The sequence below is a fragment of the Amycolatopsis sp. NPDC000009 genome, assembly GCF_055563465.1.
On sequence record NZ_JBVHDI010000040.1, the window covers coordinates 13,882 to 28,223 of the forward strand.

Annotated in this window: 18 protein-coding genes; 13 read left to right on the forward strand and 5 right to left on the reverse strand. The window is 69.8% G+C overall.

The window, feature by feature from the left end; all coding sequences use genetic code 11:
- Positions 1–6 precede the first annotated feature (6 nt).
- Positions 7–780 carry a SigB/SigF/SigG family RNA polymerase sigma factor gene (locus tag ACZ3HL_RS44530; protein ID WP_465414860.1) on the reverse strand — a complete coding sequence of 258 codons (774 nt, stop codon included), beginning with the start codon at positions 778–780 and terminating at the stop codon, positions 7–9.
- Positions 777–1,193 (reverse strand): ATP-binding protein, encoded by a 417-nt coding sequence (locus ACZ3HL_RS44535; RefSeq protein WP_378443255.1) that lies wholly within the window; start codon positions 1,191–1,193, stop codon positions 777–779. The genes ACZ3HL_RS44530 and ACZ3HL_RS44535 overlap by 4 nt, the downstream gene beginning before the upstream one ends.
- Positions 1,194–1,329: 136 nt before the next feature.
- Here ACZ3HL_RS44535 and ACZ3HL_RS44540 point away from each other — a divergent pair, with 136 nt between their 5' ends.
- The 6 genes from ACZ3HL_RS44540 (at position 1,330) to ACZ3HL_RS44565 (ending at position 4,462) form a co-directional block, all read left to right on the forward strand.
- On the forward strand, positions 1,330–1,638 hold the full coding sequence (locus ACZ3HL_RS44540; protein WP_016330769.1) for a WhiB family transcriptional regulator: 309 nt from the start codon (positions 1,330–1,332) through the stop codon (positions 1,636–1,638).
- 214 nt (positions 1,639–1,852) lie between these two features.
- Entirely contained in the window at positions 1,853–2,206 is a 354-nt protein-coding gene (locus ACZ3HL_RS44545) for an STAS domain-containing protein (protein WP_465414862.1), read from the forward strand.
- Between the two features lie 57 nt (positions 2,207–2,263).
- Entirely contained in the window at positions 2,264–3,049 is a 786-nt protein-coding gene (locus ACZ3HL_RS44550) for a metal-dependent hydrolase (protein WP_465415049.1), read from the forward strand.
- A gap of 63 nt (positions 3,050–3,112) precedes the next feature.
- A complete protein-coding gene (locus ACZ3HL_RS44555; RefSeq protein ID WP_465414865.1) occupies positions 3,113–3,670 on the forward strand; it encodes a TetR/AcrR family transcriptional regulator in 558 nt (185 codons plus the stop codon).
- A 62-nt stretch (positions 3,671–3,732) separates the two neighbouring features.
- Positions 3,733–4,044, forward strand: a complete 312-nt coding sequence (locus ACZ3HL_RS44560) for a hypothetical protein (RefSeq protein WP_465538009.1) — start codon at positions 3,733–3,735, stop codon at positions 4,042–4,044.
- Between the two features lie 37 nt (positions 4,045–4,081).
- Positions 4,082–4,462 (forward strand): hypothetical protein, encoded by a 381-nt coding sequence (locus tag ACZ3HL_RS44565; protein ID WP_465414869.1) that lies wholly within the window; start codon positions 4,082–4,084, stop codon positions 4,460–4,462.
- A 45-nt stretch (positions 4,463–4,507) separates the two neighbouring features.
- Here the strand turns inward: ACZ3HL_RS44565 and ACZ3HL_RS44570 are convergent, their stop codons facing one another.
- Both ACZ3HL_RS44570 and ACZ3HL_RS44575 read right to left on the reverse strand, forming a co-directional pair.
- Positions 4,508–6,142 (reverse strand): ABC transporter permease, encoded by a 1,635-nt coding sequence (locus tag ACZ3HL_RS44570; protein WP_465538012.1) that lies wholly within the window; start codon positions 6,140–6,142, stop codon positions 4,508–4,510.
- Positions 6,139–7,035, reverse strand: coding sequence for an ABC transporter ATP-binding protein (locus ACZ3HL_RS44575; protein ID WP_465414873.1), 897 nt, complete (start codon positions 7,033–7,035; stop codon positions 6,139–6,141). Before ACZ3HL_RS44575 ends, ACZ3HL_RS44570 begins: the two co-directional genes overlap by 4 nt.
- A 94-nt stretch (positions 7,036–7,129) precedes the next feature.
- Here ACZ3HL_RS44575 and ACZ3HL_RS44580 point away from each other — a divergent pair, with 94 nt between their 5' ends.
- On the forward strand, positions 7,130–7,633 hold the full coding sequence (locus ACZ3HL_RS44580) for a GbsR/MarR family transcriptional regulator (RefSeq protein ID WP_465538013.1): 504 nt from the start codon (positions 7,130–7,132) through the stop codon (positions 7,631–7,633).
- A gap of 1 nt (position 7,634) precedes the next feature.
- On the opposite strand, the gene ACZ3HL_RS44585 is transcribed toward ACZ3HL_RS44580, so the two are convergent.
- Complete coding sequence (locus ACZ3HL_RS44585) at positions 7,635–8,219, reverse strand: TetR/AcrR family transcriptional regulator (protein WP_465538015.1); 585 nt, start codon at positions 8,217–8,219, stop codon at positions 7,635–7,637.
- A gap of 96 nt (positions 8,220–8,315) precedes the next feature.
- Here ACZ3HL_RS44585 and ACZ3HL_RS44590 point away from each other — a divergent pair, with 96 nt between their 5' ends.
- From ACZ3HL_RS44590 to ACZ3HL_RS44615, 6 genes are all read left to right on the forward strand, one after another.
- Positions 8,316–8,948 (forward strand): NAD(P)-dependent oxidoreductase, encoded by a 633-nt coding sequence (locus tag ACZ3HL_RS44590; protein WP_465414879.1) that lies wholly within the window; start codon positions 8,316–8,318, stop codon positions 8,946–8,948.
- 84 nt (positions 8,949–9,032) lie between these two features.
- Positions 9,033–9,758, forward strand: a complete 726-nt coding sequence (locus ACZ3HL_RS44595; protein ID WP_465414887.1) for an SGNH/GDSL hydrolase family protein — start codon at positions 9,033–9,035, stop codon at positions 9,756–9,758.
- A gap of 116 nt (positions 9,759–9,874) precedes the next feature.
- Positions 9,875–10,045, forward strand: a complete 171-nt coding sequence (locus ACZ3HL_RS44600; protein ID WP_465414889.1) for a hypothetical protein — start codon at positions 9,875–9,877, stop codon at positions 10,043–10,045.
- Between the two features lie 330 nt (positions 10,046–10,375).
- Positions 10,376–10,981, forward strand: coding sequence for an RNA polymerase sigma factor (locus ACZ3HL_RS44605; RefSeq protein WP_101611873.1), 606 nt, complete (start codon positions 10,376–10,378; stop codon positions 10,979–10,981).
- Complete coding sequence (locus ACZ3HL_RS44610; protein WP_007030725.1) at positions 10,978–11,457, forward strand: hypothetical protein; 480 nt, start codon at positions 10,978–10,980, stop codon at positions 11,455–11,457. The genes ACZ3HL_RS44605 and ACZ3HL_RS44610 overlap by 4 nt, the downstream gene beginning before the upstream one ends.
- Before the next feature lie 42 nt (positions 11,458–11,499).
- Complete coding sequence (locus ACZ3HL_RS44615) at positions 11,500–14,100, forward strand: CHAT domain-containing protein (protein ID WP_465538017.1); 2,601 nt, start codon at positions 11,500–11,502, stop codon at positions 14,098–14,100.
- Positions 14,101–14,342: the final 242 nt, after the last annotated feature.

Below are 14,342 nucleotides of genomic sequence, written 5' to 3' on the forward strand. Positions count from 1 at the left end.
GTCGAATCAGGCCCCGTCCGTGAGTTCGGTCTCGGTCAGTCCTTCCCTCAGTTTCTTGAGCGTGGCGGCCAGCAACCTTGACACCTGCATCTGGGAAACACCGACACGGCGGGCGATGTCCGACTGGCTCATCCCGGACCCGAACCGCAGCGCGACGATCTTGCGCTCGCGGTCGGGCAGCCGTTCCAGCATCGGCCGCAGCGCCTCGCGCAGCTCCGCCTGGCTCAGATTGGCGTCGGCCTCGCCGAAGCGGGTGTGCGCCGAGTTCTCCAGGAGGTTGTCCAGCGAGGCGCCGTACCGGCCCTGGCCGGCCCGGAGACCCTCGTAGACCTCGTCGATCGGGACACCGAGATGGGCGGCGATCTCACTGGGCTTCGGCGCGCGGGAGAGCCGGACCGTCAGTTCCTCGCGCACGGCGGAGATGTTCGCGTTCAGTTCCTTGAGCCGCCGCGGCACCCGCACCGACCAGCTGTTGTCCCGGAAGTGGTGCCGCAGTTCGCCGGAGATGGTGGGGACCGCGAAGGCCAGGAAGTCGCTGCCCTGGCCGGGGTCGAACCGGTCGACGGCGTGGATCAGCCCGATCGTCGCGATCTGGACCAGGTCCTCCATCGACTCGTCCCGGTTGCGGAACTTGCGCGCCAGATTGCGCGCGAGTTCGAGATGCGCGCGCACCAGTTCGTCCCGCAGCGTCTCACGCTCGGGGGAGTCCTGTGGCAGCGCGCACATGCGCTCGAACAGGGCCGGGACGTCCGCGCCGTCTTGCTCGACGGGTTCGGTCACGGCCGGGCCGCCTCGCTCTCCCGGATGAGCTCCACCCTGGACAGGTAGCCGCCGTCGGCCGGGGTGACACTCCGCCGCGCGGACGTCGCCAGCGCGGTGAGCAGTTGCCAGGACAGACCGGTCTCGTCGTCGGGTTCCGGAGAGTCCGAAAGCACCGAGACGGTCACCTCGATCCGCCCGTCCTTCCACGAGAAGACGCAGGTCAGATGCCCGTCGGCGGCCGAGGGGAGCAGCATGGAGCAGGCCTCGTCCACCGCCATCCGGAGATCTTCGACGGCGTCCAGGTCGAAGTCCTGGCGCATCGCGATGTCGGCGACGATCGTCCGGAGAGTCGGTACCACGTGCGGTACCGCGGCCGTGCGTACCTCGATGAGTTGAGCGCCCTCCCCATCGGGCGGGGTGTTGTCCACCACGTGTGTTCCTCTCTCCAGCTGCACTGCCGATCCGTCAGATGCCCTGGGTGTGAGCAAACCAAACCCACGTTTGAGCCGCGCAGGGGGCGGGCATGTAACCGGCGACAAACGATCTCCTGGGAAGGCGGGGACCGACATGGCTGACGTGAGCCGGCTGCCGAACGTGGTGGCGGAAGAGTGGGACTGGCAGCTCCGTGGGTCGTGCCGAGGCGCCGACAGCAGCTTGTTCTTCCACACGGACAACGAGCGAGGTTCGGCTCGCGAGCGGCGCGAATCGCGGGCCAAGGCCATCTGCCACACCTGCCCCGTGCTGGCGCAGTGCCGCAAGCACGCGCTCGCGGTGCAGGAGCCGTACGGCATCTGGGGTGGTCTGGGCGAGATCGAGCGCCGCGAGCTGTTCCTCCGCGAACGCCGCGCCGGGCGCAAGGCGTTGACCGCGCATTGAGCGCGTCCCGGGCACCGGTCGGCGACGCGCGCGACGGCGATCGTGGCGCCCCGTCCGTACTGGGTTAGGGTTGGGACTGTCGTTGCGGGGACAGCCACGCCTACCCGCCGAAGAAGAGCGTGCGTCCGTGTCCGGACTGGGCGCGGCCGTCGCTTGAGACCACAGGCGCGTTCCGGCGCTGAGCGTCGGTTCTCACCTGATGAGGAGAATGTGCATGCCCGCAGCGGACCAGAACACCACGCCGCCCGGTTTCAGCATCACGCTGGACGCCGACGCGTCTGAACCGCGTGTGGTGGTCACCGGTGAGCTCGACCTGCTGACGAGCCCGCAGCTTCAGGAGACCCTCGGGGCCCTGATCACCGGCAAACCGTCGGGTCGGGTGGTCGCCGACCTGACCGGCGTGACGTTCTTCGACTCCTCGGCCCTGAACGTGGTGCTCCAGGCACAGCGTCAGGCCGCCGAGAGGGAGGTCGAGCTCGAACTCGTACCGAGCCCGCAGGTGAGCCGAGTGATCGAGCTCACCGGCGTCGCCGAGCACCTCAGCGTGTCGGAGGAGCCCCCCGCCTGAACCCCCGCTACGGTCGTGGGCTCGTGATCCGCGACACCTGGGGGCTGCTGCACGATGATGGGGCGGACGCATGCCCTGACCGGCTGGTGCGCGGGTCTCGCGCTCGCACCCGTCGTCGGGGCCGGCACGGTGCATCAGGCGGTCGTGTTCGCCGCGACCACCGCCGGATTCGCCCTCCTGCCCGACCTCGACCACCCGGGCGCTCGCGCGTCGAAACTGCTCGGCTGGTTCACCGGCGCGATCTCCTGGCTGCTCCGCCGGGTTTCGGCGGCTCTCTACGCGCTGACCAAGGGGCCTCGGGACGAGAAGGTCACCGGTAAGCACCGTCATCTCTCGCATACCGTGCTGTTCGCCGTCGGCCTCGGCTTCCTGACCTCCTGGGGCACCGCCGAGGGCGGCCCGTGGGCGGTGTTCGGTGTCGTCGTCCTCGGCCTGCTGCTCGCCGAAGGCGCGCTCGGCGACTGGCTCCTGCCGGTCAGCGGCGCCGCGGTCGGCTGGTGGGTGTGGACCGCCCCGCCGGACAAGGCGGCGCAACTCGCGGAGATCTCCGGCTGGCTCGGCATCGCCGTCGCGGCCGGGTGTTTCGTGCACTGCCTCGGCGACGCGCTGACCGAGTCCGGCTGCCCGTTCCTGTTCCCGATCCCGATCGCGGGCGAGACCTGGTACGAGATCCGGCCGCCGAAACCGCTGCGGTTCCGCACCGGCAAGAAGGTGGAGAACCGGCTGATCTTCCCGGTGTTCGCGGTCGCCGCGGTGGTGCTGATCCCCGGCGTCTGGGAGTACCTGTTCACCACCGTCCAGGGCTTTTTCCCGCCGGAGGGCACGCAGACCGCGGTGCAGTGAGGAATGCCCTCGTCGGCGGCGGCGTTGAATCGGAACGCCGGACCCGGTTGAGGAGGGGGAACAGTGGACAAGCCCGTGCTGCGCGCCGACGCGCGCCGCAACCGAGCGAAGGTGCTCGCGGCCGCCGAAGAGGCGTTCGCCGTCGACGGCCTCGCCGTCCCCCTCGACGAGATCGCCCGTATCGCCGGTGTCGGCGCGGGTACGGTCTACCGGCATTTCCCCAGTAAGGAAGCGCTCTTCCAGGCCGTCGTGGTGGACCGGCTCGAACAGTTCGCGGGGGAAGCGCGCGAACTGCTGACCGCCGAAGACCCCGGCGAAGCGTTCTTCGGCTTCTTCAAGCGCGTCGTCCAGCAGGCATCGCGCAATCGGGCCCTCTGCGACGCGCTCGCCGAGACGACCGGGCTGGGTTTCAAGGCGAGCGCGGGCAACGACTTCCGGGCCGCGTCGCAGGCGCTGCTGACCAGGGCACAGGCCGCGGGCGCGGTCCGCGAGGACATCGACGGCGACGACCTGCGCGCCCTGATCGCGGGATGCCTGGCCGCGGAACGGTATTCGCTCGAAGAACGCCATCTCGTGCGGATCGTTGTCGACGGATTGCGCACGCAACGTGACAAAACGTAAGATCGACACGAGTAGTCCTCGTACCTGCGCTTCGCATGACAGTGCTTACTGAGGGGTGCCGGATGTCGAGCCAGGGTTCCGTCACGGTCGCGGCCATCGCCGGCCTCGCGACCGGGTTGCTCGTCGCCGCCCTCCTGGTGGCGGGCCGCGAGCCGCAGCGCCGCGTGTACGAAGTCGGCACGACCCCTTCCCCGGTCACGACGTCCCGTTCGGTCGGGCCGGTCACGGTGACCGTGCCGGGCAGCGCGCCGGAACCGCTCGTCGTCACCCGCACCAGGACGCCGGCGCCGCGCACGGTGACCAGGACCGTGACGCCTTCACCCACCTCGACGACGCTGCCGCCGTCGACGACCACGGGGTTCCGCAGCGACTGAGGCAACGCGGACGGCCCTTCGCGTCGTCTGACCAGGTATGCGGCGGCTACCCGTTTTCGTGCTCTTGCTCGCGACCGTGACCGCGTGCCATTCCGGCGAGGAGGCATGTGCGGCCATCGGCCTGTCAGAGGGGATATCCCTCGACGTCCCACCGGAAGTCACCCGCGTGTCGCTGGAGTTGTGCTGGGCCGGAACCTGCGTGACCGAGTCCGCGCCCGGCGGCGAGTACGTCTTCATCCCGACCAAGGGACTGCCGACCACGCCGGTCCGGACCACGGTGACCCTCGACGACGGAAAGCCCCACGTCCTCGACGTGACTCCGGTGATCGCCTATCCGATAAAGAAGGCGTGCGGAGGCGGCGTCCCGGTCGCGAAACTGGTCGTGACGCCCGGCGGCGAAGTACGGCAAGTACCGTGAAGGCCGCCCACCCCGTCGGGCGGCCTTCACGGTTTTCCCCTGTGGCTAGCCGACGTCGCGACGCCGCCAGCCCATGAGCCCGGCCACGAGCGCGACCGCGGCGACCCCGGTCAGCCAGACCAGCGGTGTCGCGGTGAACTCCGCGGCGGGCAGTTTCGGTACGTGCGAGAACGGTGAGGCGTCCACGATCGCCTGCGGCAGGTTCAGCACCGGGCCGAACAGGCTGAGCAGCAACGCCAGCCCGGCGATCGCCCACGCCGCCGTCGAGAACTTCGGCACCAGGCCGAAGAGCGTCACGGCGAGGCCGGTGATGACCCACACCGCCGGAAGCTGTGCCAGCGAAGCGAGCACCATGTCCCCGATCGCGTCACCGGCGCCGCCCGCCCGCATCCCGTTCGACAGTCCTAAAAGGACACCGCTGACCACCATCATCAGCGCCGTGCCGCCGAACGTGAACACGAGGTGGCTTCCCAAGAGCCGCAGCCTGCCCACGCTCGTCGCGAGCAGCGGCTCGACCCGCACCGCGGTCTCCTCGGCGCGGAGCCGCAACGCGGACTGCACACCGTAGAGCGCGACGACCATGGCGAACAGGCCCGCCATCGCGGCCATGAAGGCGTCGACCAGCGCGTCCGTGCCGCCCAGCCGGGTGAAGATCTCCTTCGCCTGCTGGCTTTCCCCGACGACGTCACCGATGCCGCTCGCCACCGAGCCGAACACCGCGGCGCAGACCGCCGTGCCGATCAGCCAGCCGATCAACGGTCCCCGGTGCAGCCGCCACGCCAACGCGAACGGGCTGCGCAGCGACGCCGCCGCTTCGGCGGGGCCTGGACGAGGCGGGATGATGCCGGTGCCGACGTCGCGTCGCGGGAGCAGCGCGTATCCGGCGGCGCCGACGACCGCGGTCGCCGCCAGCGGCAGCAGGAAGACCCACCAGCGTTCGCCGGCGAACGGCCGGATCTGTTGCGCCCACCCGATCGGGGAAAGCCAGGAGACCCAGGTCGCGTCCGAGGTCGAGTCGCCGACGGCACGCAGCAGGAACGCGACCCCGACGGCGGTGGCGCCGATCCCGTTGGCCGTCCTCGAATACTCGGCGACCTGGACGGCCACCGCCGCGACCGCCGTGAAGACCAGCCCGGTCGCCGCGGTGGCGGCGCCGAGCGCGATCGAGCCGCCGACGGGCAGTTTCGCGCCGATCATCAGCCCGGTCTCGACCCCTCCGATGAGGACACTCGCGCCGGCGGACACCAGCACGCCCGCGGTCAGCAGGGCGTACCGGCCGACCACCGCGGAGGCCAGCAGTTCCGCGCGGCCGGAGTCCTCCTCGGCGCGGGTGTGCCGGGTGACGGTGAAGACCGCCATCAGCCCGGCGATCAGGGCGAGGAACCCGCCGAGCCGCCACGCGGTGAACCCGCCCGCGGTCGAGAGGTCGAAGGCGGGGCCGTAGATCAGCGAAAGCGACGGGTTCGAGCTCATGCTCGCGGTGAGCCCGGCCCGTTCGGCGGCGGTCGGGTACAGCGTTTGGAACGTCCCCGACGACGTCGAAGGCATGATCCCGAGCAGGACGATCCAGATCGGCAGGACGATCCGGTCCCGTCGGAGCGCCAGCCTGGTCAGGTGCCAGGTGCCGACGAGTCCGTGCGCCGGTCCGGCGACCAGGGGACGGTCCAGCGTCGCGGTCATTTCGCGCTCGCTTCGGTGGTGTAGTGGCGGAGGAACAGCTCTTCGAGCGTCGGCGGCTGGCTGGTCAGGCTGCGGACGCCGACCTGGGTGAGCCGGCGCAGCGCGTCGTCGAGGGAGCGGGTTTCGACGTCGAAGCGGACCCGGTTGCCCTCGACCTTGAGGTCGTGGATGTTCTCCAGCTTGGTCAGCCCGTTCGGCGGGCCGGCGAGTTCGGCGGAGATCGACGTCCTGGTGAGGTGCCGGAGTTCGGCCAGCGTGCCGGTCTCGACGGTGTGCCCGTTGCGGATGATGCTGACCTTGTCGCAGAGCGCCTCGACCTCGGCGAGGATATGGCTCGAAAGCAGCACCGTGCGGCCCTGCTCGCGTTCCTCCTGGATCGCGTACTGGAAGGTGGCTTCCATCAACGGGTCGAGGCCCGAGGTCGGCTCGTCCAGGATCAGCAGGTCCACGTGCGAGGCCAGCGCGGCCACGATCGCGACCTTCTGCCGGTTGCCCTTGGAGTAGGTGCGCCCCTTCTTCCTGGGGTCGAGGTCGAACCGCTCGATCAGATCCTTGCGGCGGCGCTGATCGAGCCCGCCCCGCAGCCGCCCCAGCAGATCGATCACCTCACCGCCGGACAGGTTGGGCCAGAGGTTCACGTCGCCGGGGACGTAGGCGAGGCGCCGGTGCAGGCTCGCCGCGTCCTTCCAGGGGTCGCCGCCAAGCAGGCGGACATCGCCCGAGTCGGCGTGGAGCAAGCCGAGCAGGACCCGGACGGTGGTCGACTTCCCGGCGCCGTTCGGGCCGAGGAAGCCGTGCACCTCCCCAACGGGTACCTGCAGGTCAAGGCCGTCCAAAGCCTTGGTCCGGCCGAAGGATTTGTGGAGGCCGGAGATGGAGATGGCGTTTTCCATGGAGCTGAAGGTACAGTGATTTCACGAAGTTGTGAAGTTAAGAAAACATATGGATGGTGTGATCACTCTGGGGGATGTAAGAGAGGATGAGTCCATGACGACGACGCCTGAGAGTGCTTCGAGCACCCAGAGAGACGAGGACGCCGTCCGCCGTTACGTGGAGCATCTGGGCCTCACGCTTTCCCAGATCGGGATGCAGCGGATGCCCGCCAGGGTGTTCGCCGCGTTGATGACCACCGACGCCGGCCGCCTCACCGCGGCCGAGCTGGCCGACCAGCTCTCGGTGAGCCCCGCCGCGATCTCGGGGGCCGTGCGATACCTGGAACAGATCGGGCTGGTCGCCAAGGAACGCGAACCCGGCTCACGTCGCGACCACTACCGGCTCTTCGACGACCTCTGGTACGCCACCTTCATGAAGCGCGACCGCATGATCACCATGTGGCGGGACGCGGCCGACGAGGGCGTTTCGGCGCTGGGTGAGGACACCCCGGCGGGCGAGCGGGTCGCGGAGATGCGGGACTTCCTGAGCTTCATGGTCAAGGAGCTCAACGACATGTACGCGAAGTGGCACGAGATGCGGGCCGAAAAGGGCAAGTAGGTCAGAGGGCTCGCGTCAACGTCGCCGCCAGCCTTTCCGCCCACTGGTCCAGCTCTTCCGGGGACGGCTCACGGTCCTCGAAGGACGCCAGGAACGCGTACTGGAAACAGGCGCCGAGCAACAGTGACGCCGCCGCGTCCAGATCCGCGTCCTCGCGGACCCTGCCGAGCCGGACCTCTTCACCCAAGTACGCGGAAAGGCGCACCAGCGGGACGTCCGGCCCGCCCGCCCTGTTCGTGACCCGTTCCCGATGGGTCGCGAGCAGCTCCCGCGAGGAGAACAGCGACACCGCGATCGGGAAGCTCTCCAGATAGAACGACAGCGTGATCCGCGCCAGCCGGGCGAGATTCTCCACGAGCGGGGAGTCCGCCGCGCGCCTCATCAGCTCGTCCAAGGTCGTCCCGAGCGCGGGCAGCTGCTCGGTGAGCACGCTCATGAAGATCTCGGTCTTGTCCTTGAAATGCTTGTACAGCAACGCCTCGGAGTAACCGGCCGCCCGCGCGATGGCCTTCGTCGTGGCGTGCGCGTAACCCTGCTCGCGCATCACCTTCGCCGCCGCGGCGACGATCTCCTCGCGGCTTCCCATGTTCGCTCCTGAGGGCTTCTCAGCGTTCGCTCGACAAGTGGTTAGTGAACACTCACCATAGTGGGTGAGTGTTCACTAACCCAGGAAGGCGTGACCATGAAGCTCACTGTTCTCGGTGCCACGGGCGGAGTCGGCTCCGAAATCGTCAAGCAGGCGCTGGCCGCGGGGCACCACGTCACGGCGGTCGTCCGCGACCCGTCCCGCCTGCACGCCGAAGGCGAACTGCTGGAGGTCGTCGTCGCCCAGCTGTCCGAGCACGGCGCCCTGACCGAGGCGGTGTCCGGGCGCGACGTGGTGATCTCGGCGCTCGGCGCCCGCGACCGCAACCCGACGACCATCGTCACCGACGGGGCGCACGCCGCGGTCGCCGCGCTCGGGTCGGCGGGCACGCGGAGGCTGCTCCTGGTGAGTGCCAGCGGCCCGTTCGTCGACGGCGACGCCTTCTTCACCAGGAACGTCGTCAAGCCGATCCTTGGCAGGTTCCTCCGGCACGCCTTCGCGGACATGGTCGCCGCCGAACGGATCGTGCGCGCGAGCGACCTCGACTGGACGATCGTGCGTCCGCCGCGCCTGCTGAACGGGCCGCACACCGGCGCGATCGCCGCCCGCACCGACGGCAACGTCCGAGGGAGCTACAGCATCAACCGCGCCGACGTCGCCGACTACCTGCTCCGCGCGGCCGCCGACGACTCGCTCATCCGCCAGACGGTCTCGATCGCCCAGGGCTGACCCCCGCGTTTCGTCCTCTCAATGCGGTTGTCGCGTGCGCAACGATCGCATCCAGAGGACGAAACGCGGAAGTAGAGTCGCGGGGTGATCAGCCGTGCGGTGGTGCTCGCCCCGATCCTGCTCGCGCAAGCCGTCCGGGTGCGCCGCACGACGCCCAGGCTGCCCGGCGCCGCGGGGCCGGTCACCGGATTCGTGAAGGGCGACGGCCGCCCGGTGCGGCTCGCGGTGCTCGGCGAATCCACCGTGGACGGCGTCGGCGCGGCCACCCACGCCGAGGCACTGACCGGACGGCTCGCGGACGAACTCGCGCGGGACGGCGGCGCGGTCGCCTGGCAGGCCATCGGCAAGACCGGCGCCAACGCGCGCGTGGCGCGCGAGGAACTGCTGCCGCTGCTCGAACCCGCCGACCTCGTGGTGATCGCGCTGGGTGTCAACGACACGATCGAACTGCATTCGGCCACGCGCTACCGGCGTGACCTGCTCGACCTCGTCGTCGCCGTGCGGCGCCGGGTGGGCCCGGTCCCGGTCGTGCTCGCGGGTGTGCCGCCGATGGGCCGGTTCCCCTCGCTGCCTCGTCCGCTGCGGGACGTCCTCGGCGCGCGGTCGGCCGTCCTCGACGCCGCGGCCGCGCGGCTGGCGCTGGTGCCCGGCGTCGTCCACGTCCCGATGCCCGCCGCGATGCTGGACCCGGCGACGTTCGCCGAGGACCGCTTCCACCCCGGCCCCGAGGGCTACCGGCGCTGGGCCGAACAGCTCGCGGACGTGAGCCGGCGACTACTCAGCGGCACCATTTCGCGGCAAAAGCGCTGATCAGGTCACCCTCCTGCCACAGATCGAGAAATTTCCGCGAAAAAGCTGGCTCTGCGTGTATCTGGTGGCAGCCTCGTTGCGTCCTATGGAGCAGTCGAGGAAATGAGGGACACCCGATGACGACCGAGACCAACACCGCGCCCGTCGACGACGAGGCCACGGCCACCGAAGACCTCGAAGAGACGACCCCGAAGCGGAAGCCGATCACGGCGCCGGTCCCGCCCCGTCCCGGCACCAGCCCGGACGGCAACTGGGACCCGAACGGCACCAATCCGCCGGTGAACTGAATTAACACGGACGGGTGATGTCCGGAGGCCGAGGGGGCCTCCGGGCATTGCCTCCGGGTGCTCCTTCGGGGGAGGGGGACGCCCGGACGCGGGCCCGTTGGGGAGCGGGCCCGGGGGGAGGGAAAAAGGACCGGCCGGTGCGCAGTCCACACCTACTCGCGCCGGCCGGTGCCTTTGTCCTTCATCCCAGACCGAGGGGGACGACAGAAATTCGACAAAAAAGTTAGTGACTTGATGTATCCCAGAGCCTCTTGCACGCTCCTTTCCCCCGAAAGGCCCGCGATACTGCCAGCGCCGACACGAAGACACGTCCGAAGTGGGGCAGATACGGTGACCGACGTGCAAACGACCGAGGTAGACCCGCCGTGGGAAGGACTGACCGGTGCCGACCTGCATGCCGCCTGCATGCGCGCGGCGCGGGCCGGTGACCGCCAGGCGATGGACAGACTTGTGCACGAGTTGACCCCGCTCGTGTGGCATGTCGCGCGCGCGAACGGGCTCGACCGCCTGACCGCCGAGGACGTGGTCCAGACGGTATGGCTCGCCCTGTTCAGCCAGCTCGACAAACTTCGCGATCCCAAGGCGCTCGCCGCGTGGCTGATCACCACCACCAGGCGCGAAGCGCAGCACCCCTTCGGCCGCCGCGCTCAGCCCGTCCCGCTGACCGACGAGCTGGCCGAAAGCATGGAGAGCACCCACCCGGCCCCCGAGGAGGAAGCCGTCCGCGCCGACCGGGATCGCCGGGTCTGGCGCGCCTTCCTCCGCCTGCCGCACCGCTGTCAGCAGCTCCTTCGGCTGACCGTGCTCGCCGGGCGGGCCGAATACCAACTGGTCGCCGAAGCACTCCGTATGCCGCGCGGAAGTGTCGGCCCGACCAGGGGCCGTTGCCTCGAATCGATGCGCGACCTGCTGGCCCACGAAGGGGGAAGCCGATGAACGACCTCGGGACGCCGGGGGAGATGACCTCCCCGGGCGATGAGGCCTTGCTCGCCGACATCGGGCGCTTCATGGACGAACTGGACCCGCCACCGGGAGACCTGGTGCAGCGGGTTCAGTTCGCGCTCGCGCTCGAAAACCTCGACGTCGAGGTCGCCCGCTGGGAACGGATGGACGCCACCGCGGGCGTTCGTGGCAGCGACACCGGCACGATCACCTTCACCGTCAGCGATCTGACCGTGATGATCAACCTCACCAAGATCGGCAAGAAGCACCGGATCGACGGCTGGCTCGTGCCCGCCGGCGAGTACGGAGTGGAGGTTCGCGTCGCCGAGCACGGCACGAGTTCCACCACCGCCGACGAGGGAGGCCGGTTCGTGCTGGACAACGTCCCCCAGGGCACCACCCAGATCGTGATCCACCTCGGCGACGTGACCTGTCGCCGGACCGTCGTGACCCCGACAGTGGTGCTGTAACCGGACGGCTGTTCCGTTATGCGGCGCGGGTGTGCTCCCATAGTGCGTGTGCCCGTGCAGCTTCCTGTCGTCGATCCCGTAGCCGAGGCGGCGGCCGATCTGCACCGTCAAGCGAGGGCCGCGGCCTCCGATCACGGTCCGGGCGCGGCCATCCGGTTGCTGCAGCGTGGCTTGGCGCGCCTCGGGCCGGTCGAGTCCAGCAGTGCCGAACGGCTGGCGATCCGCGTCCGCATCCTCATCAGCCTGGCGGCCGCGGAGGCGGAGGTCGCGTCCCAACAGGACGGATTCGCCCGGCTCTCCGAGGCGGAACAGGTTCGGCTCCAGTTGCCGGAAGGCGATATCCGACGCGAGCTGAGCTTCACCGTCGTGCTCCAGCGAGCCGTGGTGCTGATGCGGTCCGGGCATCTGGACGAATCGCTCGCGCTGTACAACGCCGCGATGCCGAACCTCGTCGCGGAAGCGGCGAAGCACAGCCTCCTGCTCACCCGGAACCTGGTGAACCGGGCTTGGCTGCATCTCCAGATGAGCAATCCGGACGCGGCGCACGCCGACCTCGTCGCCGCGCTCGACATCGCCGTCGAACACGGGCACCGGATGCTCGAAGGGAAGATCCGGCACAACTTGGGTGACCACGCCCAGCTGCTCGGCGACATCCCCGAAGCGCTCCGGCACTACGAGCACGCGGCTTCGATCTTCGTCACCGACGGGCCCGGCTCACTGCCGCTCGTCCGGCTCGACCAGGCGAAGGCCCTGCTCACCGCCGGGCTCGCCGAGGAGGCGGCGCGACACCTCGACGAGGCGATCCCCGAACTCCGGGACAACGGTGCGCACCATCTCGTCGCGGAAGCGGAGGTCGCGCGAGCCGGGGCGGCCATCCTGGAGGGTGACCACGTCCTCGCGAAGAAACTCGCGACGTCCGCGCGGCGGAGCTTCCTCCGGCGCGGCAACGGCCGATGGGCGGAGATCGCCGAGCTGACCCGGCTGCGCGCGGACGCGGTGAAGGTCTTGGCGGACCGGGAGAAGAAACCGGCCGCGAAACTGCCGGAGCGGCTGGCCGATCTCGCCATCCGGCTGGCCGGGCTCGGGCTGCGCGACGAGGCGGGCGCGGCCCGGATGTTCGCGGTGCGGCTGCTGATCCGTCGCGATGAGACGGTCGCCGCGCAGGAACTCCTGGCGCAGGTACCGAAACCGCGGCAGACCACGCCGATCGACCACCGGATGCAGCTGCGGTTGTGCCGGGCCGAACTCGCGGTGGCGTCGCATCGGCCGCGTTCGGCCCTCGCGCAGGCGCGGGCCGGGCTCGCGGAACTCGGGCAGATCCGCGACCGTATGGGCGGGCTGGACCTCGTCTGCGGGACGGCGGCGCACGGTGAGGAGCTGGGCAAACTCGCGCTCACGCTGGTGCTCAAGAAGGCGAGGCGCAGCGGCGCCGGCGCGAAGAGCCTGTTCGCGTGGCTGGAACGCACGCGCGCGCAGGTGTACCGCTACGAACCGCTCCCGCTGATCGAGGACCCCGCGCTCGCCCGGCACATCAACGAGATGCGGCACGTGCAGGGGACGATCCAGGCGCGGCGGTTGTCCGGTGAGCCGGTCGGGAAGCTCGAGGAGCGCTACGACCGTCTGCAGCGGGAGGCGACGCGGCTCGGGTGGTACACCAGCCAATGGGGTCGTCCGCGCCCGGTCTCGACACCCGAAGAGGTGGTGGAGCGGCTCGGCGATCGCGTGCTGGTCAGCCTGATGGGGTATCGCGACACCTTGTACGCGGTGGTGGTCGACCGCGGCCGGTTCCGGCTGCTGAAGCTGGGGCCGCTCGCGGAGATCGTCGAGACCGCACGGCAGTTGCACGCGGACCTCGACGCGCTGGCCCCGGACAACCTGCCCGCGCCGCTGGTCGACGTCGTCACCGGTTCAGCGCGGCGCCGGGCGGACAAACTGGACAAGCTGATCTCGGCGTCGCTGGCGAAGACGCTGGAGAACCGCGAGCTGATCATCGTGCCGATCGGCTCGCTGTACGCGTTGCCGTGGGGTGCTTTGCCGTCGCTGCACGGGCATCCGGTGTCGATCGCGCCGTCGGCGACCGCCTGGGTGTCCGCGTCCGGGCGGCGGAGCTCCGGACCGGTCCTGCTCGCCGGCGGCCCGGGGGTGCCGGGTTCGGTCGGTGAGGTGCGGAACCTGCGGACCGTGTACCCGCAGGCCCGGCTCGTCGACGGGAAGGACGCGACCAGCGACACCGTACTGTCCGCTTTGGACGGTTCGGGGATGGCGCATCTGGTCGCGCACGGCGCGCACGAACCGGCGAACGCGCTGTTCTCGCGGCTGGAGCTGGTCGACGGCCCGTTGTACGCGCACGAAACAGCCCGGCTCGCGAAGCCGCCGGAACGGGTGGTGCTGGCCGCGTGCGAACTCGCGATGAGTCACATCCGGCCCGGCGAGGAGGCGCTCGGTTTCGCCGGGACGCTGCTCGCCAGTGGTTCGCGGACGGTCATCGGCGCGATCGCGCGGGTCGGCGACAAGGCCGCCGCCGCCGCGATGTCCGACTTGCACCGTCGGCTGGCTTCGGGGACCGCGCCCGCTCAGGCACTCGCGGAAGCGACCGCCGCCGATCCGCTGCGGCGCCCCTTCCTGTGTCTGGGGGCGGGCTGACTTCCGACGCGTGCGATGTGGCTACGGCGTCCTTCAGTTCCCCACAGGAGTTGTCCACAACCATCGTCACCTGTGGACAACTCCGCCGAGCAGCCCTTCCGCGCACTCATCGCCGGTAGACTGGACTCGGGGTCGCCCCCCTTGGGACAATGCCACTTACTTAGCATTTCCGCAGGTGGACACGGGTGTTCGAGGCTCTTCTGGCCGGTTTCGGGTACGGATGGCGATGATTGGTGACTTGT